At 58.1% G+C, this 20,548-nt stretch carries 23 protein-coding genes; 18 read left to right on the top strand and 5 right to left on the bottom strand.

Annotation, left to right across the window (positions count from 1 at the left end):
- Positions 1–254 precede the first annotated feature (254 nt).
- Genes dusA through GOX45_RS08550 form a run of 5 tightly spaced genes read left to right on the top strand, consistent with a single transcriptional unit; the run spans position 255 to position 4,034 of the window.
- On the top strand, positions 255–1,271 hold the full coding sequence (dusA, locus tag GOX45_RS08570) for a tRNA dihydrouridine(20/20a) synthase DusA (protein ID WP_171099891.1): 1,017 nt from the start codon (positions 255–257) through the stop codon (positions 1,269–1,271).
- 30 nt (positions 1,272–1,301) lie between these two features.
- The gene (locus GOX45_RS08565; protein ID WP_171099890.1) at positions 1,302–2,126 is read left to right on the top strand and encodes a sulfite exporter TauE/SafE family protein; all 825 of its coding nucleotides are present in this window, start codon (positions 1,302–1,304) and stop codon (positions 2,124–2,126) included.
- Positions 2,123–2,905, top strand: a complete 783-nt coding sequence (locus GOX45_RS08560) for a hypothetical protein (RefSeq protein WP_171099888.1) — start codon at positions 2,123–2,125, stop codon at positions 2,903–2,905. The genes GOX45_RS08565 and GOX45_RS08560 overlap by 4 nt, the downstream gene beginning before the upstream one ends.
- Positions 2,906–2,939: 34 nt before the next feature.
- Positions 2,940–3,668, top strand: a complete 729-nt coding sequence (locus GOX45_RS08555; protein ID WP_171099886.1) for an STAS/SEC14 domain-containing protein — start codon at positions 2,940–2,942, stop codon at positions 3,666–3,668.
- Positions 3,669–3,680: 12 nt separating this feature from the next.
- Positions 3,681–4,034, top strand: coding sequence for a nuclear transport factor 2 family protein (locus tag GOX45_RS08550; RefSeq protein WP_171099885.1), 354 nt, complete (start codon positions 3,681–3,683; stop codon positions 4,032–4,034).
- Here GOX45_RS08550 and GOX45_RS08545 read toward each other — a convergent pair.
- The 3 genes from GOX45_RS08545 to ccmI are packed head-to-tail and all read right to left on the bottom strand — an operon-like array spanning position 4,031 to position 5,966.
- Entirely contained in the window at positions 4,031–4,264 is a 234-nt protein-coding gene (locus tag GOX45_RS08545; RefSeq protein ID WP_171099883.1) for a DUF1289 domain-containing protein, read from the bottom strand. The two genes, GOX45_RS08550 and GOX45_RS08545, sit on opposite strands and share 4 nt — an antisense overlap.
- Before the next feature lie 17 nt (positions 4,265–4,281).
- Positions 4,282–4,746: a Holliday junction resolvase RuvX gene (gene ruvX, locus GOX45_RS08540; RefSeq protein ID WP_171099881.1), complete on the bottom strand. Its 465-nt coding sequence runs from the start codon at positions 4,744–4,746 to the stop codon at positions 4,282–4,284.
- Positions 4,743–5,966 (bottom strand): c-type cytochrome biogenesis protein CcmI, encoded by a 1,224-nt coding sequence (ccmI, locus tag GOX45_RS08535; RefSeq protein ID WP_171099879.1) that lies wholly within the window; start codon positions 5,964–5,966, stop codon positions 4,743–4,745. The genes ruvX and ccmI overlap by 4 nt, the downstream gene beginning before the upstream one ends.
- Before the next feature lie 175 nt (positions 5,967–6,141).
- On the opposite strand from ccmI, the gene GOX45_RS08530 reads away from it, so the two are divergent.
- The 11 genes from GOX45_RS08530 to GOX45_RS08480 all read left to right on the top strand — a co-directional run bounded on the left by GOX45_RS08530 (position 6,142) and on the right by GOX45_RS08480 (position 15,656).
- Positions 6,142–7,386 (top strand): sarcosine oxidase subunit beta family protein, encoded by a 1,245-nt coding sequence (locus GOX45_RS08530; protein WP_171099877.1) that lies wholly within the window; start codon positions 6,142–6,144, stop codon positions 7,384–7,386.
- Positions 7,386–7,619 (top strand): hypothetical protein, encoded by a 234-nt coding sequence (locus GOX45_RS08525; protein ID WP_171099875.1) that lies wholly within the window; start codon positions 7,386–7,388, stop codon positions 7,617–7,619. The genes GOX45_RS08530 and GOX45_RS08525 overlap by 1 nt, the downstream gene beginning before the upstream one ends.
- Positions 7,613–7,942, top strand: a complete 330-nt coding sequence (locus GOX45_RS08520; RefSeq protein WP_171099873.1) for a sarcosine oxidase subunit delta — start codon at positions 7,613–7,615, stop codon at positions 7,940–7,942. The genes GOX45_RS08525 and GOX45_RS08520 overlap by 7 nt, the downstream gene beginning before the upstream one ends.
- Before the next feature lie 67 nt (positions 7,943–8,009).
- A complete protein-coding gene (locus GOX45_RS08515) occupies positions 8,010–11,024 on the top strand; it encodes a sarcosine oxidase subunit alpha family protein (RefSeq protein WP_171099871.1) in 3,015 nt (1,004 codons plus the stop codon).
- Positions 11,017–11,589: a sarcosine oxidase subunit gamma gene (locus GOX45_RS08510; RefSeq protein ID WP_171099869.1), complete on the top strand. Its 573-nt coding sequence runs from the start codon at positions 11,017–11,019 to the stop codon at positions 11,587–11,589. The genes GOX45_RS08515 and GOX45_RS08510 overlap by 8 nt, the downstream gene beginning before the upstream one ends.
- A 232-nt stretch (positions 11,590–11,821) precedes the next feature.
- Complete coding sequence (locus GOX45_RS08505; protein ID WP_171099867.1) at positions 11,822–12,298, top strand: hypothetical protein; 477 nt, start codon at positions 11,822–11,824, stop codon at positions 12,296–12,298.
- A gap of 208 nt (positions 12,299–12,506) precedes the next feature.
- Positions 12,507–12,797 (top strand): hypothetical protein, encoded by a 291-nt coding sequence (locus GOX45_RS08500; RefSeq protein WP_171099865.1) that lies wholly within the window; start codon positions 12,507–12,509, stop codon positions 12,795–12,797.
- A gap of 12 nt (positions 12,798–12,809) precedes the next feature.
- Positions 12,810–13,250 carry a hypothetical protein gene (locus GOX45_RS08495; RefSeq protein WP_171099863.1) on the top strand — a complete coding sequence of 147 codons (441 nt, stop codon included), beginning with the start codon at positions 12,810–12,812 and terminating at the stop codon, positions 13,248–13,250.
- Between the two features lie 162 nt (positions 13,251–13,412).
- On the top strand, positions 13,413–14,012 hold the full coding sequence (locus tag GOX45_RS08490) for a superoxide dismutase (RefSeq protein WP_171099861.1): 600 nt from the start codon (positions 13,413–13,415) through the stop codon (positions 14,010–14,012).
- Positions 14,013–14,407: 395 nt separating this feature from the next.
- On the top strand, positions 14,408–14,896 hold the full coding sequence (locus GOX45_RS08485; RefSeq protein WP_171099280.1) for a hypothetical protein: 489 nt from the start codon (positions 14,408–14,410) through the stop codon (positions 14,894–14,896).
- 307 nt (positions 14,897–15,203) lie between these two features.
- Positions 15,204–15,656: a host attachment family protein gene (locus GOX45_RS08480; RefSeq protein WP_171099859.1), complete on the top strand. Its 453-nt coding sequence runs from the start codon at positions 15,204–15,206 to the stop codon at positions 15,654–15,656.
- Positions 15,657–15,696: 40 nt separating this feature from the next.
- On the opposite strand, the gene GOX45_RS08475 is transcribed toward GOX45_RS08480, so the two are convergent.
- Positions 15,697–16,248 (bottom strand): TIGR00730 family Rossman fold protein, encoded by a 552-nt coding sequence (locus GOX45_RS08475; protein ID WP_171099857.1) that lies wholly within the window; start codon positions 16,246–16,248, stop codon positions 15,697–15,699.
- Positions 16,249–16,374: 126 nt separating this feature from the next.
- On the opposite strand from GOX45_RS08475, the gene GOX45_RS08470 reads away from it, so the two are divergent.
- Both GOX45_RS08470 and GOX45_RS08465 read left to right on the top strand, forming a co-directional pair.
- Complete coding sequence (locus GOX45_RS08470; RefSeq protein WP_171099855.1) at positions 16,375–17,781, top strand: LysM peptidoglycan-binding domain-containing protein; 1,407 nt, start codon at positions 16,375–16,377, stop codon at positions 17,779–17,781.
- A 59-nt stretch (positions 17,782–17,840) separates the two neighbouring features.
- Positions 17,841–19,664 carry an ABC transporter ATP-binding protein/permease gene (locus GOX45_RS08465; protein WP_171099853.1) on the top strand — a complete coding sequence of 608 codons (1,824 nt, stop codon included), beginning with the start codon at positions 17,841–17,843 and terminating at the stop codon, positions 19,662–19,664.
- A 2-nt stretch (positions 19,665–19,666) separates the two neighbouring features.
- Here GOX45_RS08465 and GOX45_RS08460 read toward each other — a convergent pair whose 3' ends face one another.
- Complete coding sequence (locus GOX45_RS08460; protein WP_171099851.1) at positions 19,667–20,368, bottom strand: DNA helicase; 702 nt, start codon at positions 20,366–20,368, stop codon at positions 19,667–19,669.
- Between the last annotated feature and the right edge of the window lie 180 nt (positions 20,369–20,548).

Below are 20,548 nucleotides of genomic sequence, written 5' to 3'. Positions count from 1 at the left end.
AAAATCACAATGCAAGAATGACTGACAAAAAACTCTGCCCAAAGTTTTGCCCAAAAAAATTCCTCGAATCAGATAGTAGTTTGAAAGAGTGAGTTTTATCCGGATTTTGAGGATCTCTTGTGGATCCAGAGGTCCCCTGTTCAAGCCAGGGAGGCGGTACCATCTTCCCAGCTTGATCGTTTCCAGTTAGTAAGCTGTTTCCCGGCACAATAGGGCGTCGGAGATGGTAAATTCTGTCAAAGGCAAGAGGCTTTATGTCGGCAAAAGCTCAACCTGACCTCCAATCTGCGACCTGGCTAAGCGTCGCACCCATGATGGATTGGACCGACCGTCATTGCCGGTACTTCCACCGCCTGCTTAGCGCTCGGACGCTGCTCTATACAGAGATGGTCACGGCACCTGCGTTGGTGCGCGGTGGGGCGGTGCATTTGTTGGCGTATAGTCCTGAAGAACATCCCGTGGCGTTGCAACTGGGAGGCTCAGACCCGCAGGAACTGGCGCAGGCGGCAGTGTTGGGTGCCGAGGCTGGCTATGATGAGATCAACCTCAATTGCGGATGCCCGTCGGATCGGGTGCAGTCGGGGACGTTCGGGGCTGTTTTGATGAAAGACCCCGCGCGGGTGGCAGAGTGCGTGGCCGCGATGCGAGAGGCGGTGGATGTCGATATCACCGTTAAGTGCCGTATTGGGGTGGATGATCAGGATCCCGAGACCGTCTTGCCTGAATTTCTTGACCGGATCCGCGCGGCCGGGTGTCGGCGCGTGACGATCCATGCGCGCAAGGCTTGGTTGCAGGGGCTCAGCCCCAAGGAAAACCGGGATATCCCACCTTTGGACTATGATCTTGTCCACCGGATGAAAGCGGAGTTTCCAGACCTGCATATCTCGATCAACGGCGGGATCACTTCAATTGCGCAGGCCAAAACCCATCTTGAGGCGGGGCTGGACGGGGTGATGATCGGGCGGGCGGCCTATCACCAGCCTGCAGATATTCTGGCGAGCGCCGATCCGCAGATCTTTGGTGCGGGCGAGGTCGCCGATCCGGTGGCGGTTGTCCATAAGATGGTGCCTTATGTCGAACGTCACCTTGCCAGCGGTGGACGGTTGCACCAGATCACCCGGCATATGCTGGGGCTGTTTGCCGGACGTCCTGGTGCGCGGGGATGGCGGCGTACGCTGTCAGAGGGCGCGGTGCAGGACAAGGCTGGCCCCGAGGTGATGCTTGACGCGCTGGCCCGCGTGACGCAGACGCAAGTGGAACAGGCGGTGTAAGACGGCCCCGGTGCCGTGGATGGGGGAATGATGCCCGAAACGATGTTGCTGGCCCAGATGCTGGGCCTTTTGCTGGTGATCGGTGCATTGGCCGGAGTGCTGGCAGGATTGCTGGGCGTGGGCGGCGGTATCGTGCTGGTGCCTGCGTTCTTTTATGCCTTTCAGACGCTTGGATATGGTGGCCCGCAGTTGATGCAACTGTGCCTGGCGACGTCGCTGGCGACCATCATTGTGACCTCGGTGCGCTCGGTTCTCAGCCACAACAAGAAAGGCGCGGTAGATTGGGAGATCCTGCGCGGTTGGGGGCCCGGCATCGCAATTGGCGCGATGGTTGGTGTTCTGGTAGCATCGGCGCTGCGGACCGAATGGCTGCAGGCCCTGTTCGGTATTCTGGGTGTGGTCATTGGCCTCTATCTGGGACTGGGTCGGTCGGAATGGCGTTTGGGTGATGCGATGCCCAAGGGGGTGCGCCGCGCGATCCTGTCACCGGTCATGGGGTTTCTGTCGGTGCTCATGGGGATCGGAGGTGGCAGCTTTGGTGTGCCGCTGATGAGCCTTTACAACACACCGATCCACCGCGCCGTGGCCACCGCTGCCGGGTTTGGCGTAATCATCGCGGTGCCTTCGGTGCTGGGCTTTTTGTTCGTGCCGATTGCGCCGGAACACCGCCCGCCTCTGACCATCGGAGCGGTGAACCTCGTCGCGTTTGTCATCGTCATAGCCATGACCACCGTGACGGCACCTTGGGGGGTCAAGCTGGCGCATGCGATGGATCCAAAGCCGCTCAAGCGCGTGTTTGCCGTGTTCCTGACGCTTGTGGCTCTGAACATGCTGCGCAAAGCGCTGGGCTTTTGATCGGCTTTGACGATACGGGCTGGATCCGGTTCCCAAAAGATTCGGTTCTGCTGAACTGGATCCGGCACGCTTTGCCCGCCGCACGCACCGCAGTCACTGACCCGACCCATGCGCGCTGGCTGGAATGCGAAGGCACGTGGTTTATCGGCGTCGATGTTCTGGACAATGATCCGCAGGGCCGAGTGGGACAGTCAGGGCCTCTGGCCGGGCAGGCGATGACATTCGTTGCCGAAAGATACGGAACACTTCCGCTGCACAAAGGGCAGGTTTCTGTGATTTATCCGGGGTATCCACGTCCCCGCGCGGGTGAGAGCGCGGCGGCTGCACGTTATCGTCGCAACCGCGACGCGGCCCATGTGGACGGGTTGCGCCCCACGGGGCCGGATCGTCGCCGCCGGGTGGAAGAGCCGCATGCCTGGATACTGGGTATCCCGCTAACCGAAGCCAGCGCTGACGCCGCCCCTATGGTTGTGTGGGAAGGCAGTCATAAAGTCATGGGCGCGGCTTTTGCCCAGGCGCTGGAAGGCAAGCCGCGTGACAGGATGCACCTTGAGGACATCACTGACATCTATCAGGCGGCACGGCGCAAGGTGTTTGACAGCTGTCCGCGTATAGAACTGCCTGCTGGGCCGGGTGAGGCATACATTTTGCACCGCCATTGCCTTCACGGGGTTGCACCCTGGGGTGAGACGGCGACAGCCGGGCCCGATGGAAGAATGATCGCCTATTTCCGACCCGAATGCGCTGGCGGTGTAGCCGAGTGGACCGAATCCCCGTAACCTCTTGCCATTGTTGGTTTGGGAGGTTGTTGAAATGATTTCTATTCAGGTGAATTCCGACGGCTCGATCATCGAAGCGGAGCTGTCAGGAGAGGTGACCAGCGCGGACTATTCCTCAAAACTGGTTCCAGCGATCGAGACGGCGCTTGCAGACAACGATGCTGTGCGTCTGCTGGTGATCGTGACGCCGGAATTCAAAGGGTATGATCTGGGCGCCGCGTGGTCGGATACAAAGCTTGGCCTCAGTCACTGGCGCGGGTTTGACCGTCTGGCTGTTGTGGCCGACCAGGGTTGGGTGCAGACCAGTGTGCGCCTGGCGGCGCCAATCCTGCCGTGCCCGGTACATGTCTTTGCTTTCGAAGAGTTGGAAGAGGCCCGCAGATGGATCCGCGAATCCCTTGGTGCAATCCACGTAACGGATTTGGGTGGGCCTTGCGTTCAGGTCAGCCTGATGGGGAAGGTTGACTCAGCCGAATACGCGCAGGCGCAGACGGACCTGGATGCCCTGCTGCACGAGCGCGAAGGGTTCCGGCTGTTGATCGACCTGCGCGAATTTGACGGTTGGCAGGGGCTGACGGCCATGGCATCGCATTTCCGCTTGGCTGCGGGTCACATCGGGATGCTGGATCGCGCTGCCATTGTCGGGGACAAAGCCTGGCAGAAAATGGCGCAGCGGATGGCAAGCCATGTCTTGGGAACGCGCACGCAATATTTCCCATCGGACGAGTATGAGAATGCCAAGTCTTGGCTGGCATCAGGATAAGGGGTCGGAAAGATGTCGATCCGCCAAGAGCTTGAAGCCGTGTTTGAAGCCTATGTTGCGGCCTTCCGACGGTTGGACGCCAAAGGCTGCGCAGCGTGTTTTACACCAGACGGGCAGCTTTTTTCTCCGTTCGGTCATGCCAAGGGGCAGGGTGCAATCCAAGCCTTGCATGCGGACTGGCTTGCCGAAGGGGGCGAGACCAAAGAGATGTTGGTCTTGGACGCGCACCAATCTGGAAACACCGCCTGGTGCGTTGCGCAATACTCCGAAAGTGACAGTGACGAACGGGGCGTTTCGGTCAATATCCTTGACCGTCACGCAGACGGAACGTGGCGCATTCGGGTGTGCAGCCTGAACGAAGACTAGTCGCGAGTCAGTCGAGCGGCACGCCCGCCACGGCGTTTTGCCAGACGCGGCTTGCGGTCGGGCAGGTCCTGCATGATCTTTGCCCGTTCCGAACTGTCCATTTTGGACCAGCGGGTGATCTCATCGATGGTGCGGTAACAGCCGGTGCAAATACGCTCGGTCGGATGAACGACGCAGATCTGGATGCAAGGGCTTTCGACCTCGTCCCGTTTCCAAACCATCTTTGTCATATCTGTGTTCCGATCCATCAAAGAAAGCGCAGCCGATCCAGCGCGCCTTGCAGAATATAGCCTGCCGCCACGTGATCAATAACCTCTCCGCGACGTTTTCGTGTCGTATCCGCCTCGAGCAGTGCTTTTTCTGCCGCAACCGTGCTCAGCCGTTCGTCCCAGAACCCGATCGGTATTTCGGTCAAACGCGAAAGGTTTCGTGCAAAAGCGCGGGTCGATTGGCAGCGCGGGCCCTCGGATCCGTCCATATTGCGCGGCAGACCAAGAATTATGCCTCCGATCTCGCGATCCGCGATGATTTCAAGCAGGCGGGCCGAGTCCAGCGTGAATTTCTTGCGCCGCACTGTCTCCAGAGGGCTGGCGACCGTGCGCATCCGGTCGGACACCGAAACCCCGATGGTCTTTTCGCCCAGATCGAGCCCCATCAGGGCTGTCATCGGGGCCAGAGATCCGACGAAATCTTCGAAGACGTCATGGATCATTTGGCAATTCCTGCTCGCAGCGCGGCTTCTTCGATCAGTCGCAGCGCTTCTGGGTCATCGGCAAAGACTGTTTCGGCCTCGTCCCGGATCGCGATTGCGCGCCCGGCTTCGCCCAACACGCCAAGAGCTGCGATCAGACGTGCCCAATCCTGCGGCGATCCACCTTCGGTTGCCAGCCGGTCGGACAAATTGTTGACCATCCCTCGGATCATTTCTTGCCGCTCTTCGGGGGTCATTTCGGCGGCAGCCTCGACATCTGCCTGTGTCGGGCCTGGCGCAGACGGGCTTAGGTTCGGCGCGTTGAAGACGCCGGCCCTGAAGGCAAGCTCATCCAGTTGGGCGCGTATGGCCTGAACCCAGGGCGCGTCTGCCGGGGATGTACGCACAATGTCCACCCACAGGCGGTAGGCCAGATCAGGGCGCCCGGTCTGTGCCAGCATCTGCCCCATGTAATAGCGCGCAGGCCCCAGGTCCGGGTTGCGTTCCAGCGCTTGGGCCAGGGCCTGCTCAGCCTCGGGTGAGACATAACCGCCGGCCGCAAGGATCATCATCTCGGCCAGATCCGCATAGTTTTGGGCACTCGCCGCGTCGCCGGAGAGTTCGATCACACGGGTCTGAGCCTCATAGCCAGCTTTGAAATTGCCTACATTGGTTTCGTGCTGGGCCAACAAAATGTGGCCCTGCAGATCATCCCGCCTTTGCCCGACCGCATCGCGCAGCTGGGTCAAAAGCGTCTGGTACTCTTCCGTCAAAGCGCTGGGCTGCGCCGGTGGCGCTGCTGCTTCGGCGGCTGTCTGGCTTGGGCGGTTCGCGTGGAACTCGGTCGCCAGAGCAATCCGCTCGGCCAGGGGCATGTCAGGAAAGCCAACCGCGCCCATCTGGCGATACATCAGCATCGCGCCTGCGATCAGAAAGGCGCCAACACTAACCAGCGTGATGACGGTAACAGCGCGCGACGGGCCGGTGCCGGAATGCTCGCCTTGCATCTGGGCATCGGCGGCCAGAATCCGACGCGAGATCTCGGTCCGGACACGCTCGGCATCCTCGTCACCGATCACTCCACGGGCCAGATCACGATCCACGCATGCCAATTGCTCGCGATAGACGCGCAGGTCATAGGCCGCTGCGGGCTCGCCCTGGCTGCGCCCACGCAACAACACGAATCCCAGAAAACCGCTGACCACAGCCGCGATGAAAAAGATGAGAATCCAGAACGTCATCGTCCCTCCTGACCCAATGCTTCGATTTAGACCTCTGAGGGTCGCGAAAAAAGAGGCAAAAGACCGCGAAGCGCGCTCATGTCGCAATAGTGCGATATTGCGGCGCTGCATGGCACGGCTAAAATGTCGCCGCGCGGCATATCTGCGCCAATCACCGAACCGGATGGATTCGCTCATGAAACACTACTCAGCTTTTGCTGTTGCCCGAGAAGCGTTGCGCTATCACACAGGGTGGGAACGCGCCTGGCGCTCGCCCCAGCCCAAGAAACGTTATGACGCAATTATCGTGGGCGCTGGCGGGCATGGTTTGGCGACGGCATATTACCTGGGTCGGAACTACGGCATCCAGAATGTCGCTGTGATCGAAAAGGGCTGGCTGGGCGGTGGCAATACCGGGCGCAACACGACGATCATCCGGTCGAACTATCTGCAAGACCCGTCTGCGGCGCTCTATGAAAAAGCGCGCAGCCTCTATGAGGACCTGAGCCAGGAGCTGAATTACAACATCATGTTCAGCCCGCGCGGGGTGATCATGTTGGCGCAGACCCAGCATGAAATTCGCGGCTATCAGCGCACCGCGCATGCCAATGCGCTGCAAGGGGTCAAGACCGAATGGATCGGGCCCCAGCGCGTGAAAGAACTGGTGCCGATCATCAACCTTGATGGTCCACGCTATCCGGTTCTGGGCGGGCTCTGGCAGGAACGCGGCGGCACCGCGCGCCATGACGCAGTGGCCTGGGGCTATGCGCGCGCCTGTTCGGCCATGGGGATGGATATCATCCAGCAATGCGAAGTGACCGGCGTGCGCTCGGATAATGGCCGCGTCGTTGGTATCGACACCACCAAGGGCGCCATCGATTGTGACAAGCTGGGCATCGTGGTTGCGGGCCATTCCGGTCAGTTGGCAGAGATGGCGGGCTTTCGTCTGCCGCTTGAGGCCGTGGCGCTACAGGCGCTGGTGTCCGAGCCGATCAAGCCCTGCATGGATGTGGTGGTCATGGCCAACACCGTGCATGGGTACATGTCGCAATCCGACAAGGGCGAAATGGTGATCGGTGGCGGCACCGACGGGTTCAACAACTACACCCAGCGCGGCAGCTTCCACCATATTGAAGAGACCGTCCGCGCATTGGTTGAAACCTTCCCGATGATCTCACGCCTGAAGATGCTGCGGCAATGGGGCGGGATCGTGGATATGACCGGTGACCGCTCACCCATCCTGTCGAAAACGCCTTTGGGCAATTGCTTTATCAACTGCGGCTGGGGCACCGGTGGCTTCAAGGCCATTCCGGGCTCGGGCTGGGGCATGGCACAGCTGATGGCCACGGGCCATTCACCCCTTACCGAAGCCTTTACTCTGGATCGCTTCAAGGAGGGTCGCTTTATTGACGAAAGCGTGGCCGCCGGGGTGGCGCATTGATGTCAGTCGACACCATCTCCACCGCTATCGCTTGCGTCGAACCATTCAGAACGGTTCGGCCTGCGGCTGCGTTGTCGAGCGGTTTTGCGTTCTTCGGATCGAAATATCAGTGCGGCCACCAACGAGATTGCGGCAAGGGTACAAATAACAGTCAAGAAAATTGTAAAAATATCCATCCGCTCAATTTGCGCGTGTGGAGTGCGAAAATCAAGCAAGGAGTGGCGCAATGCTGATCCTGAGATGCCCCTGTTGCGGAGTCGACGCAGAAGAAACCGAATTGGCCGCCGGTGGCGAAGCGCATCTGAAGCGTTTTGGGCCGGGATCGTCCGATGACGATTTTCACGACTATCTGTTCATGCGCGAGAACCCCAAGGGCGTACATTTCGAGCGTTGGCGCCACGCCAATGGCTGCGGCAAGTGGTTTCATGTCGCCCGCTGCACCCAGACGCTCGAAGTGTTCGGCACCTATTCCGCCCAGACGACCGAACCCCCGCAAGAGATCAAAGACGCCATCACCGCAAAACGCCCAGGCTGGACCTGGAGAGAGTTCTCGTGATGCTTCATCTTTTCCAAAATACTCCCGCCGGAGGCCCTGACGCCTCCACCTGCGAAAGGTCCGCAGCATGAGCACCCGCCTGACAAAACAGGGCCGGCTTATCGACCGGTCAAAGAAGATCTCGTTCACCTTCAATGGCACAACGATGCAGGGCTATGCGGGGGATACGCTGGCCTCGGCGCTTCTGGCGAACGATCAGATGATGATGGGCCGGTCGTTCAAATACCACCGCCCGCGCGGTGTGGTGGCCAGCGGCGCGGAAGAGCCCAATGCTCTGGTCGGTTTGGGTCAGGGCAATCGGTTTGAACCGAACCAGCGGGCCACCACGACCGAGCTGTTCAATGGCCTGACATCGGTGTCGCAGAACCACTGGCCCAATCTGGATTTCGACATCGGTGCGGTGAACACGGCGCTGGCGCGGTTTTTGCCAGCGGGCTTCTACTACAAGACGTTCATCCACCCAAAACCGTTCTGGAAACATATCTACGAGCCGTTCATCCGTCAGTCTGCGGGCTTGGGCAAAGCGCCTGACAAAGACAGCCGGGATGCGGACACTTATGAGCATTTCTATGCCTTTACGGATGTTCTGGTAATCGGTGGGGGCGTTGCTGGTCTGCAAGCGGCCAAGGCGGCCGCTCAGTCCGGTGCCAAGGTGATATTGATCGAGCAAACGGCCCATTGGGGTGGGCGCGCTCCGGTAGACGGCGGAACCGTTGACGGCCAACCTGTGGATAAGTTCGTGGAACAATTAGTTTCCGAATTGGAAACAATGAAGAACGTCACCCTGCGAAACAGATGCATGGGGGCAGGCGTTTACGATCATGGCTATGCGCTGGGATACGAGCGCCTGACCGACCATAACCCCGGCATGCAAGGCCCGCGTCATCGCTTGTGGCGCATCCGGGCCAAGCAGATCGTAACAGCCACGGGTGCTATCGAACGCCCGTTGTCATTCGCGGGTAACGATGTGCCCGGTGTGATGCTCGCGTCGGCCATGCGCGACTATCTTGTGAACTGGGGCGTGGTTCCGGGCGAACGAGTGATCATCGCCACCAACAATGATGACGCCTATCGCAGCGCGATCCTGCTGAAACAGGCAGGTGTGGATGTTCTGCGTGTGGTTGATGCCCGCGCCACCGCCGGTCCACTGGCGGAAGAAGCACGGCAACTGGGTATCCGCGTTGATCCCGGCAAGGCGATTGCAAAGGTCAAGGGCGGTAAGCGGGTCAAATCGGTGCAACTGTGCAATCAGGACGGTATCGGCGGCGCACGTGAAGAGGTCGAGGCCGACGCGGTTGCGATGTCGGGCGGCTGGTCCCCGGTGGTGCATCTTTGGTCTCATTGCGGCGGCAAACTGATTTGGGACGAGGCGCAAGCGCATTTTCGCCCCGATCCGACGCGTCCTCCGCTGGGCGCAGATGGCGAAGGCTTTGTCATTGCTGCTGGCAGCGCAAATGGACCTCTGGCGCTGGGCGACATTCTGGCCGATGCCGATGCGGCAGGCAAAGCGGCGGCCAAGGCGGCGGGGCACAAGCCCAAGCGCGCGAAGGCTCCGGTGGGCGAGGCCAGTTCCGAGGCTCCGATGGAGCCTGTATGGCTGATGCCCGCCAATGCTGACATCCAACTGCGCGGTAAGGCATGGCTGGATTTTCAGAACGATGTCAAAGTCTCGGACGTACAACTGGCCGCGCGCGAAGGCTATGAAAGCGTCGAACATACCAAGCGATACACCACGCTGGGCATGGCGACAGATCAGGGTAAATTAAGCAATATCAACGGTCTTGCGATCCTTGCTAATGCGCTTGATGCTGAGATTCCTCAGGTCGGAACAACCACCTTCCGCCCGCCTTATACCCCGATTTCGATGGGGGCCATCGGTGGCGAAGCGCGGGGCGAGGTATTCCAGCCGATCCGCCAAACCCCGATGCATGACTGGCACGACAAGCATGGCGCTGATTGGGAGCCCGTGGGCCATTGGCGCCGGACATACGCCTATGTCCGACCCGGTGAGTCGGTGCATGATGCGGTGAACCGCGAGGTTAAAAACACGCGCGAAAACCTTGGCCTGCTGGATGCCTCGACCCTTGGCAAGCTGATCGTCAAAGGCCCCGATGCGGGCCGTTTCCTGGACATGATGTACACCAACATGATGTCCACGCTGAAGGTCGGCAAATGCCGCTACGGTCTGATGTGTTCCGAGAATGGTTTCCTGATCGACGATGGCGTTGTGGCTCGGATCGATGAGGACACCTGGCTCTGCCACACAACCACAGGCGGAGCGGAGCGCATTCATGGCCATATGGAAGAATGGCTGCAGACAGAGTGGTGGGACTGGAAAGTCTACGTCGCCAATGTGACCGAGCAATACGCGCAGGTCGCCGTGGTCGGCCCCAATGCCCGCAAAGTTCTGGAAAAGCTGGGCGGTATGGATGTGTCGAAAGAGGCGCTGCCCTTCATGGAATGGCGCGATGGCAAGATCGGCGATTTCGACTGCCGCGCTTACCGAATCTCTTTCTCGGGTGAGCTGTCCTATGAGATCGCGGTTCCCGCAAGTCAGGGTCAGGCGTTCTGGGACGCGCTGATGGAGGCGGGTCAGGAGTTCGGCGTGATGCCCTATGGCACCGAATGCCTGCACATTCTGCGAGCCGAAAAGGGCTTTATCATGATCGGGGATGAGACCGACGGCACCGTGATCCCGCAGGATCTGGGGCTGCATTGGGCGCTGTCCAAAAAGAAAGAGGACTACTTGGGTAAACGCGCCCATGACCGCAGCCATATGACCGACCCAGATCGTTGGAAACTTGTGGGGCTTGAGACTGTGGATGGATCGGTTCTGCCCGATGGGGCCTATGCCGTGGGCGAGGGCGTCAACGCCAACGGCCAGCGCAACATGATCGGGCGTGTGACGTCGACCTATTACTCGGCCAATCTGGGCCGGGGCATCGCCATGGGCTTGATCAAACACGGTCCCGACCGGATGGGCGAGATCGTCGAGTTCCCCGGCACCGATGACAAAATCTACAAGGCCAAGATCGTGGACCCGATCATCTATGACAAAGACGGGGAGAAGCAGAATGTCTGAACCCATCAGCGCACTGAACCACGCCAGTTATGACGGGATCGCAAGCGTCAAGGAATGTGGTCTGCAAGGCATGATCACCCTGCGTGGAGACCTGTCCGACAAGCTTCTGGCCAAGGCCGTAAAAGATGCTACCGGTCAGAAAGCGCCAGGTCAGCGCGAGGCTTTGGTCAAAGGCGACACGGGTGTCTGCTGGATGTCTAGCGACGAGTTGCTGGTGCTTGTTCCCTACGCCGAAGTGGGCGCAAAGCTGTTGGCCATGACCGCAGCCCTGCGCGGCACGCACGCGCTGGCCGTCAATGTCTCGGACGCGCGCGCCGTTTTCAGCGTCTCGGGCAGCCATGCACGCGATGTAATGGGCAAACTGGCCCCAGTCGATTTCTCACCTCAGGCCTTTCAACCTGGCCAAATCCGCAGAACCCGCCTGGCACAAGTAGCCGGGGCATTCTGGATGGATGACGCAGACACCTTCCGCGTGGTCTGTTTCCGTTCGGCAGCCGACTACGTGTTCAAACTCTTGAAGACTGCCGCGCAGCCCGGCAGTGAGGTTGGAGCCTACAACCGCTAGGCCCGCCCAGGGGCACCATGAGATAGCAAAATTGTTGCTCGCATCCGCATGCGCTCGGTTGGGAATTGGCAGCGCTGTCCTTTTTTTTGCTTCGGTTTGCCTTGCGTTTTAACGCTCGACATTATTCATCTATAGATAGATTGAATTTTTCTCCCTTAATCTATTGCGAGAATTTTTTCGCTCCGCTATCGTACCCGTAATAAAGAAATAGTGTGCGGATTTTTAAGGGTTTATGCGCAAAAAGATTGCGTCTGCATTGTGTATTGCAGCATTTTTAGTGTCTTCTTCGGAAACAGTCGCCGAGTCATATTCCGAAAGTTTCGAATGTACGTTTGATCGTGGACTTGCGAACCTACCGACCCCGACACGGGTTGTGTTTTCGGTCGATGAATCTCGGCGCTCTGCATTGTTACACCAGGTCGATATTCCCGGAATCGTCACCAGCAGGCTTGCAGCAAGCATCGATCGGGATAGCTTCCGCCTTATTTCGATTTCCTGGCCCGGTGACACATACCTGTTTGCTGCAACCAATCGGCCCACGCATGCTGGCGATAATCGAAGCAGAATTCGCGATTTAAGATTAACAGAGTTTTCCCTTTTTCTTGATCGGGGAAACAAACAAGCCATCGTGCGATCGAAGGTCGCTGACGGGGCTTCTCTGATCGGAAACGCAAAGGGGAAGTGCGTTCCCGTAGATCTCAACAATTGAAAGCAAACAAAAGGGTACGATTTTGAAAACATAGGTTATTGCATTTGCAATTGGTGTTTCGCTTTTACCGTTAACGGCTGCAGCGCAGTCCTACAAAGAGACATTTGAATGTAGTTTCGCAAAAGGTCTTGCAAACCGACCAACCCCTTCGAAAGTTATCTTCTCAGTGGATGAATTTGGTCGATCTGTCGTTTTGCACGACGTCGAGATGCCCAAGATAACTACAAGGCCCGGGACGGGGCGGGTCAAACGCGACACGTTACGCGTATTGTCGATCACCTGGAGCGGTGAAACATATGTTTTCGCGGATAGTGGGCGGTCATATGCGTCCAACGAGTCGAGATACGATGCTGTTGATCTTCTGGATGTCGATTTCTCGCTGACACTGGATCGTCGAAACATGAAAGCGATCGCGAAATCGAAAACCTCGGTGGCCTATGCCTCGCGAGATGGTTTTGCCGATGGCTCCTGCACAAAAATTACAAATCCAAACAGCTAATAGGGGACAGGAATGAAAACGAAACTGCTTACGATAGCATTCGCAATGATGGCCTGCGGCGCAAATGCCGCCGTCCAGAATTATGATTGCCAATTGCACAGCATCGAGGCGCAAGGTTGGATTCCGCAGCGCGTGATCCTGAGCGTTGATACAGACGGCAAACAAGCACGCGCCTTCGACGGCCATATTCGCGAGTCCAACAATCTGGCAGGCTTGGAAGAATTCACACCAGCTAAAGCCAAGCTTAAGACAACCTCGAAGGGCGAGTATCGTCTGACATGGAAGGTCAGATTGTCGTCCAATAGCAGCCGCCGGTACCGCGTGAACTATATTGCGACACTGGATCCACAAACCAACCAGCTGGGCCTGCGGGCGACATTCCAAATGGACGGCCTTTCGAACAGGCCCAGTGGTGAGGGCCCTTGCAAGTTGATCGAAACAAGCCTTTTCTGAATACGCAAAGTGATCAAAAGGTCGCGCGCTGATCAAGATGGCCGCGCGACCCAAAACGTTTGACGCTGGTGCGGCTTTTCTTGTCTCTGCCCTTGACCTGCGGCCCTTGCCAAAGCATTTAACCCTTGGAAACTGCAACATTCATTTCAACAGGGGGCCGAGATGGCTTTTGAACTTCCTGATCTTCCTTACGCACATGACGCGCTGGCAGCCAAAGGCATGTCGGCTGAGACGCTGGAATATCACCACGACCTGCACCACAAGGCCTATGTCGACAATGGCAACAAGCTGATTGCAGGCACCGAGTGGGACGGCAAGTCGCTGGAAGAGATCATCGTTGGCACCTACGACAAGTCCGCGGTCGCGCAGAACGGTATCTTCAATAATATCAGCCAGTTGTGGAACCACAACCAATTCTGGGAGATGATGGGCCCCGGTGAAAGCGCGATGCCCGGTGAGCTGGAAAAAGCTCTGACCGAAAGCTTTGGTTCGGTTGATGAATTCAAATCACAATTCAGCGCTGCCGGTGCCGGTCAGTTCGGCTCGGGCTGGGCGTGGTTGGTCAAGAACGCAGACGGCTCGCTGGCCGTCACCAAGACCGAGAACGGCGTGAACCCGCTCTGCTTTGGTCAAACGGCTCTGCTGGGTTGTGATGTGTGGGAGCATTCCTACTACATCGATTTCCGCAACAAACGCCCGGCCTACCTGTCGAACTTCCTCTACAATCTGGTGAACTGGGAAAACGTCGCCTCGCGCATGTGATCTGACGAATACCCGTTTGATGGCCCGTCGGCAGAGATGCTGGCGGGCTTTTTGTTTGGAGAGTATTTGCCCGGATCGCTTTTGCTTCTTCTGAAAGTCGTAGCGGAGCCCAAGTTGGTGGCTAGCGATCCGTAAGTTGCCACCCCGAACAATTCGACCTGATTGCAGGCAAGGCTCTGTTTATATTCATAGCGGGAGAACACGCGATCAGCATCGAGCGCAGTCATATATGTGGACCGGAAGGATCGGACTACCTGAGAGCGATTTGACAGGCATTGCGCTTTATATCATTTTTGCAGTTGCAAGACGCTGCCCCCTCGAAGCTTCTTATAATTTTGTTGACGTCTTGTGAGTAGCAAGCCCGTCATTAGATGAACGCCGGGGGGGGGCGTGATATGCGCCAATTTCTGTTAGTTTTTGTTCTTTGTTTGGCTGGATGCGGTGAAGCATCTCGGGGCTTTTCGGAAACAGAATACTTGCAAAATATAGATAATTATTTGCAGGCGGATGATCGTTGTGGAGTACATCGATATGTGGTCTTGCGACCACGTGCTCTTTACCGCGACGACGAGTTATCAAGGGAATTGCGCGATTTTGTGAGGAATTCACGCGAGGAATGCTCCCCACCTGTCAGACCTGGCTCGAATGGTTCAAGAACTGATCAGCAGGGGAACACTCTAGAAAATGCAAACAACCGCGCTACACGAGCGACAGCCGACAATGGAACCAACAGCGCAGAAACGAACTCAAAGGATTCGGACGAAATAGAACGGGACGAAAATGAGAGTGAAAGCAGCGCCAGCAATGGCAACCGCAACGGTAATGGCAACGGCAAAGGAAACGGTAACGGAAACGGTAACGGCAAAGGAAATGGTAAAAAGTAGTCTCGACCGAGCTAAAGACAGCACCATCGAAACGGCAGTTTTGTCCGCTTAGCAGACCTTGAAAACCGCGTGTACGCCGAGGCGACCTTATCGCTTCACCACAGTAGAAAACCTGCCGAGGCGCCAACTTTCGAGCTGACGCCTATTGTACGGCCCCCCGCAATACCTAGCTATAGTAGGCGGGAGGGAGAAATCCGCCAAACAAGCAAAGACACCGATCGACCTGCGCTGAAACGACTTGGCGCGGTACGGATAAGATGTGTCTGCACCGCAGGGGGCAGCAAGTTTAACCTTGCAGGAGATCACTATGGGAACACTTGAACAGGGAACATGGGTTGTCATCGCCGATGGAGAAAAGGCATTGGTGATGGAGAATGTCACGGATGCACAGGACCCAAATCTGGTTGTTGTGTCGGTTGAAGAACCCGCCAAAACCCCAACCACCCCCCGGGATCGTGCCGGACGACGGTATGATAACGGACCCAGACAGAAGTCGGCGGTGGACGATAGCGGGTGGCGATCTCAGGCCCGATCCCTGTTTGTTCAAGACGTTGCCAATTTGCTGAACCGAAAAGGCCTGAAAGGGCGTTTTGACCGGTTGGTTCTGGTCGCAAGCCCCCATGTTCTGGGCCTGTTGCGCCGCAGGTTGCACAGCAAGGTGCTGAAGAAAGTGGTGGCCGAGGTCGACAAGACCCTCACCAACCACCCGCTGCACAAGGTCGAAAGGCTGTTGACGGACCGGCTGGCAAAGCCTGCCTGATGCGGGTCACAGGCTCGGGCGGTACGGGCCGCCCGGCGCCTCAGGTCAGATGCGTGCGTAAAGCCTCCATAGCTGTTTCCGCATCCTCGACCCAGGTGACAAATTCAGCCAGTGAGGCATCGGCAAAGCCCTGATCGATCACCTGATCCAGCAGGGCTTTCAACGCATCCCAATAGCCATCCACATTCATCACCAAAATGGGCTTTTCATGCAGGCCCAGCTGTCGCCATGTCAGGGCCTCGAACAATTCATCCAGTGATCCCGGACCGCCCGGCAAGACGACCACGGCGTCGGCATTCATGATCATCACCTTCTTGCGCTCGTGCATTGTTTCGGTGATCACGAAATGGGTCAGGTCGGTCTTGCCGACTTCGCGTTGCACCAGATGCACGGGGATCACGCCAAAGGTCTCGCCCCCGGCGGCTTGTGCGGATCGGGCCACTTCGCCCATCAGGCCCACATCTCCGGCCCCGTAGACCAGCCGCCAGCCTTCCTGCGCCAGTAAGCTACCGAATTGCTGTGCGGCCTGCGTATAGGACAAATTTACACCATTGCGTGACCCGCAATACACACAGACGGACTTCTGGGGCATATTTGTGTTTCTCCGGGCTTGTGTCTGAGGTTTTGACCCCTGATAGCGGGATTGATAGATTGTCTCAACCGCCGGGCAGAAAGCTTGCGAGACAAGGCGTTTCTGCGGCGGAATGGAAGGATAGGGATGGACGACAAGTCGGGAAGCAATGGCAGCGGATCGTTTGTCTGGGGAACGATCGCCGGTATCGCCGCAGTGATTGCTGCAGGCGGGTTGTATTTGTCGGGGTATTTCGGCACTGCGCCGCAAGAGGCAGAGGTTGAGCCTGTTGAAGCCTCGGCCCCTCAAACGTCTACCGCGCCGACACCAGAGACAGATCCCGCGCCGGATACAGCCAGCGCCCCGGCTGTTTCGGCCGACGAGGATGTAGCAGAGCCAGCCAAGACCGCAGAGGCGACCGGGCAGCCCGCTGCCGAGGACCCCGCCGCAAAAGAACCAAAGCCGCAACCCGAGATCGCCACGCCAACTCTGGACCAGATTTTTGTCGAACGCGATGGCTCGGCCCTGCTGTCAGGCAGCGGACAGCCTGGCACAAAGGTCAGCGTCAAGCTGGACGGTGAGACGCTGCATGACTTCATGGTTGATAGCAGCGGCCAGTTTGCCGAGTTCGTTTCGATCCCATTTGCAAACAATGCCCGCGGACTGGTTTTGGAAACCGGAGATGGTGATGAGCTGCGTCGGTCCGACGACTATGTAATCGCGGCTTTGCCGGAACCTGAACCCGCGCCCGCGACGGACGCACCGCAGCCTGAAAGCGTCAACACTGAAACTGCAGCCTTGGACGCAACAGTGGAAGATCAGGCAGAGGCCTCGCCAACTGTCAGCAATCAGCCTGACGATGAGGTCGCCAGCGAAGCGGACGGGAACGCGACAGGTCAAGAGACGGTTGAGGTCGCTACGGCAACACCCGAGCCAAACTCGGAAGCGCCAGCTCAGACTGCCGAAGACACGACAACCGAGACAGAAGCGCCGCAACAGCAGGTGGCGATCCTGCGTTCCGGGGAGGAAGGGGTGGAGCTATTGACGCCGCCCACCGTGAACGAAGCGCCGCCCAAACAGATTGAACTGGATACGATCGGCTATTCGGACACGGGTGAAGTTGAGCTGACAGGCCGTGTTCAAGCGGAATCATCCGTACGCCTGTATTTGAACAACGAGTTGGTCGCCGATCTCAATCCATCGGATGACGGTGACTGGCGCGGCGAAGTTGAAGGCATCGATCCCGGCGTCTATACGCTGCGCGTGGACGAGGTTGATGACGCTGGCACCGTGGTCAGCCGGTTGGAGACACCCTTCAAACGCGAACCGGTTGAAGTATTGCAGGCGGCTGAGGCTGCGGCGACACCTGACCCAGGGGCAGAGGTGCCGACAATTCGGTCTGTCACAGTTCAACGCGGCGACACGTTGTGGGCGATATCGCGAGAACGGTTCGGCGATGGAATCCTTTACGTCAAACTGTTCGAAGCAAACCGGGATTCGATCCGCGATCCTGATTTGATCTATCCCGGTCAAATCTTTACCGTCCCGGAATGATACTCGCCTCTGGCCCGTTCTGGGCCCGGGCCACTTTCTGAACAAAACCAAGGCACGCCATGAGACGTAAGGGCGCGACCAAATCCGAAGATATGCCTGACGCTGACGAACGTCGCTCGGGTTTGCGCACGATCCGCAAAGTGGCGCCTTACCTGTGGCCCGATGATCAGCCTTGGGTGAAACGTCGCGTTGTTCTGGCGTTGTCCATGCTGGTTCTGGCCAAGCTGATCGCGGTTTACACACCGATCCTTTATAAGGGCGCAGTGGACAGTCTGGCCGGTGAAGGTGTTCCGCCCTTGGCTTTGGGGGCCGTTGGCTTGACCGTTGCCTATGGTGTGGCGCGCATGATGACCGTTGGGTTCCAACAGTTGCGCGATGCTCTTTTTGCCCCTGTCGGGCAGAGGGCACTGCGGGCGCTGGCGCTTGAGACGTTCCAACATATCCATCAGCTTTCGATGCGCTATCACGTGGCACGCCGAACTGGTGGGCTGAGCCGTATCATTGAACGCGGTGTCAAAGGGGTCGAGTTTCTGCTGCGGTTCCTTCTGTTCTCGATCGGCCCGTTGATCCTTGAACTGTTGTTGGTCGCAATCGTTCTGATGTGGCTGTTTGATGTGTGGTATCTGGTTGTCGTGGCCGCCACGATCGCGCTCTATATCTGGTTCACTTTTGCCGTAACCGAATGGCGGGTGAAGCTGCGGCGTGAGATGAACGATCAGGACACCGAGGCCAACCAACGTGCCATCGACAGCCTTCTGAATTTCGAAACTGTTAAGTATTTCAATGCCGAACAGCGCGAAGCTGAACGCTATGATGTGTCGATGAAGGCTTATGCAGGCGCGGCGCTCAAGACAGCCTATTCGCTGGCGTTTCTGAATTTCGGTCAGTCGATGCTGATCACCGGGGGCCTGATCGGTGTGATGGTTCTGGCGGCTTTTGGGGTGCAGAACGGTTCGCTGACCGTCGGCGATTTTGTCATGGTCAACGCCTATATGATCCAGATCACCGTGCCGCTGAATTTCCTGGGAACGGTGTATCGCGAGATTCGCCAATCGCTGGTGGATATGGGGCAGATGTTCGACCTGCTTGAACAACCTGCCGAAGTGGTCGACAAGGCCTGCGCTCCGAACCTGCGCGTGCAGGGCGGTGCGGTGACGCTGGAGGATGTGCACTTCGGCTATGATCCCGACCGAGAGATCCTCAAGGGCGTTTCATTGACCGTTCCCGCAGGCAAGACTGTGGCGATTGTGGGCGCGACCGGCTCGGGCAAATCCACCATCGGGCGGTTGCTGTTTCGCTTCTATGACGTCACCGGCGGTTCGCTGAAGATCGACGGCCAGGATGTGCGCGATGTCACGCAGTCCAGCCTGCATGCCGCGATTGGGGTTGTTCCCCAGGACACGGTGCTGTTCAACGACACAATCCGATACAACATCGCCTATGGGCGCGACAATGCCACACAAGCTGATGTGGAAGAGGCCGCCAAGGCCGCGCAGATCCACGACTTCATCGAAACGCTGCCGCAAGGCTATGACACAAAGGTGGGTGAGCGCGGGCTGAAACTGTCAGGCGGTGAGAAACAGCGCGTCGGCATCGCCCGGACGCTCCTGAAAAACCCACCCATCCTGCTGCTGGATGAAGCGACCTCGGCGCTGGACACCGACACGGAGCAGGAGATCAAGGATGCCCTGGCCCGTGCCGGAGAGGGGCGCACCGTCATCACCATCGCTCACCGTCTCAGCACCATCGCCGAGGCTGACCTAATTGTGGTGCTGGAACGTGGCGAGATAATTGAGCAGGGCACCCATGACGACCTACTGGCGCGCGAGGGGCGCTATGCCCAGCTCTGGAACCGTCAGCAATCGGATGTGCAGGCCGCCTGACCTCAGGCCGCGAGATCGATCTGAAGCTTGCCCTGATGCAAAAAGAGGATCCGGTCGAACAGCGACAGGTCCAGTGGATTGGGCAGGCGTATGTCTGACCGGTCGGGCATGGGCTTGCCGCCCAGATCAAAGGATCGGTCGATTTGTGAGATCAGGACGCAGATCGCGCCGGTGGCCTTGGCATAGTCGCGCAGGGCAAGGGCCTGATCGTTCAGGCTGGGATTGCTTCGCTTTTGGTCCAGCAGTTGCAAATAATCCACCACGATCAGGGCAGGGCGCTGCGCCTGTTCCACGCGGCTGATGACATAGCTCGCGGATACGTCATCCGAGGTATCAACACAGAGCGCCTTTTGCGCTTCTGACAGCCCCAACGCTTGCAGGCGATCCGCGATGTCGCGTTGGTGATAGTCGAGGGTAAAGAAGTATCCGTCTCGTCCCAGCGTTTTGGCCTTTGAGGCCAGTTCCAGCCCCAGCAGCGTTTTGCCTTGGTCGGGTCTGGCCCCAAGCAAGATCAACTGTCCTGGCTCCAGCCGTGACAGGATCTTCGTTGCGGCTGTGTCGCTGGACGATGCGAGATGGCTCCAGCTTTGGAACCCTTCTTGTTGTGCAATTCGGTCCAGCGCTTCGTGCAATGGGATTGCGCGCTGACGGGCAAGCTGTTTGGCCTGTCGTTTCAACACATAGATGGGGGCGGATAAAAGCATAGGTGGTCCTCCTCTTCCGAGCAGCCGATGCAATCCCTCCTTATGCCTGCGCTCGAATGAGACGGGTCCAGATTGGATCAACTCCGCATGACAGATGCTTCCCGGATGGAGGGCGGAGGCCCGAGCAAGGCCTTAAGGAAGAGTGCCCAAGATCAGCCCCCAAGACAAGGTTCAAAACGA

The organism is Ruegeria sp. HKCCD7255, from assembly GCF_013031565.1.
GTDB lineage: Bacteria > Pseudomonadota > Alphaproteobacteria > Rhodobacterales > Rhodobacteraceae > Ruegeria.
This window is presented reverse-complemented; position numbering and strand designations above follow the sequence as displayed.

Bases quoted from the DNA above. Each gene is read 5' to 3' on its own strand.
- GOX45_RS08475 (WP_171099857.1), bottom strand. From the start codon at position 16,248: ATGCCCCAGAAGTCCGTCTGTGTGTATTGCGGGTCACGCAATGGTGTA.
- GOX45_RS08555 (WP_171099886.1), top strand. From the start codon at position 2,940: ATGATTTCTATTCAGGTGAATTCCGACGGCTCGATCATCGAAGCGGAG.
- GOX45_RS08520 (WP_171099873.1), top strand. From the start codon at position 7,613: ATGCTGATCCTGAGATGCCCCTGTTGCGGAGTCGACGCAGAAGAAACC.
- GOX45_RS08465 (WP_171099853.1), top strand. From the start codon at position 17,841: ATGAGACGTAAGGGCGCGACCAAATCCGAAGATATGCCTGACGCTGAC.
- GOX45_RS08565 (WP_171099890.1), top strand. From the start codon at position 1,302: ATGCCCGAAACGATGTTGCTGGCCCAGATGCTGGGCCTTTTGCTGGTG.
- GOX45_RS08505 (WP_171099867.1), top strand. From the start codon at position 11,822: ATGCGCAAAAAGATTGCGTCTGCATTGTGTATTGCAGCATTTTTAGTG.
- GOX45_RS08525 (WP_171099875.1), top strand. From the start codon at position 7,386: ATGTCAGTCGACACCATCTCCACCGCTATCGCTTGCGTCGAACCATTC.
- GOX45_RS08530 (WP_171099877.1), top strand. From the start codon at position 6,142: ATGAAACACTACTCAGCTTTTGCTGTTGCCCGAGAAGCGTTGCGCTAT.
- GOX45_RS08490 (WP_171099861.1), top strand. From the start codon at position 13,413: ATGGCTTTTGAACTTCCTGATCTTCCTTACGCACATGACGCGCTGGCA.
- GOX45_RS08510 (WP_171099869.1), top strand. From the start codon at position 11,017: ATGTCTGAACCCATCAGCGCACTGAACCACGCCAGTTATGACGGGATC.
- GOX45_RS08485 (WP_171099280.1), top strand. From the start codon at position 14,408: ATGCGCCAATTTCTGTTAGTTTTTGTTCTTTGTTTGGCTGGATGCGGT.
- GOX45_RS08500 (WP_171099865.1), top strand. From the start codon at position 12,507: ATGCCCAAGATAACTACAAGGCCCGGGACGGGGCGGGTCAAACGCGAC.
- ccmI (WP_171099879.1), bottom strand. From the start codon at position 5,966: ATGACGTTCTGGATTCTCATCTTTTTCATCGCGGCTGTGGTCAGCGGT.
- ruvX (WP_171099881.1), bottom strand. From the start codon at position 4,746: ATGATCCATGACGTCTTCGAAGATTTCGTCGGATCTCTGGCCCCGATG.
- GOX45_RS08495 (WP_171099863.1), top strand. From the start codon at position 12,810: ATGAAAACGAAACTGCTTACGATAGCATTCGCAATGATGGCCTGCGGC.
- GOX45_RS08470 (WP_171099855.1), top strand. From the start codon at position 16,375: ATGGACGACAAGTCGGGAAGCAATGGCAGCGGATCGTTTGTCTGGGGA.
- GOX45_RS08480 (WP_171099859.1), top strand. From the start codon at position 15,204: ATGGGAACACTTGAACAGGGAACATGGGTTGTCATCGCCGATGGAGAA.
- GOX45_RS08515 (WP_171099871.1), top strand. From the start codon at position 8,010: ATGAGCACCCGCCTGACAAAACAGGGCCGGCTTATCGACCGGTCAAAG.
- GOX45_RS08545 (WP_171099883.1), bottom strand. From the start codon at position 4,264: ATGACAAAGATGGTTTGGAAACGGGACGAGGTCGAAAGCCCTTGCATC.
- GOX45_RS08460 (WP_171099851.1), bottom strand. From the start codon at position 20,368: ATGCTTTTATCCGCCCCCATCTATGTGTTGAAACGACAGGCCAAACAG.
- GOX45_RS08550 (WP_171099885.1), top strand. From the start codon at position 3,681: ATGTCGATCCGCCAAGAGCTTGAAGCCGTGTTTGAAGCCTATGTTGCG.
- dusA (WP_171099891.1), top strand. From the start codon at position 255: ATGTCGGCAAAAGCTCAACCTGACCTCCAATCTGCGACCTGGCTAAGC.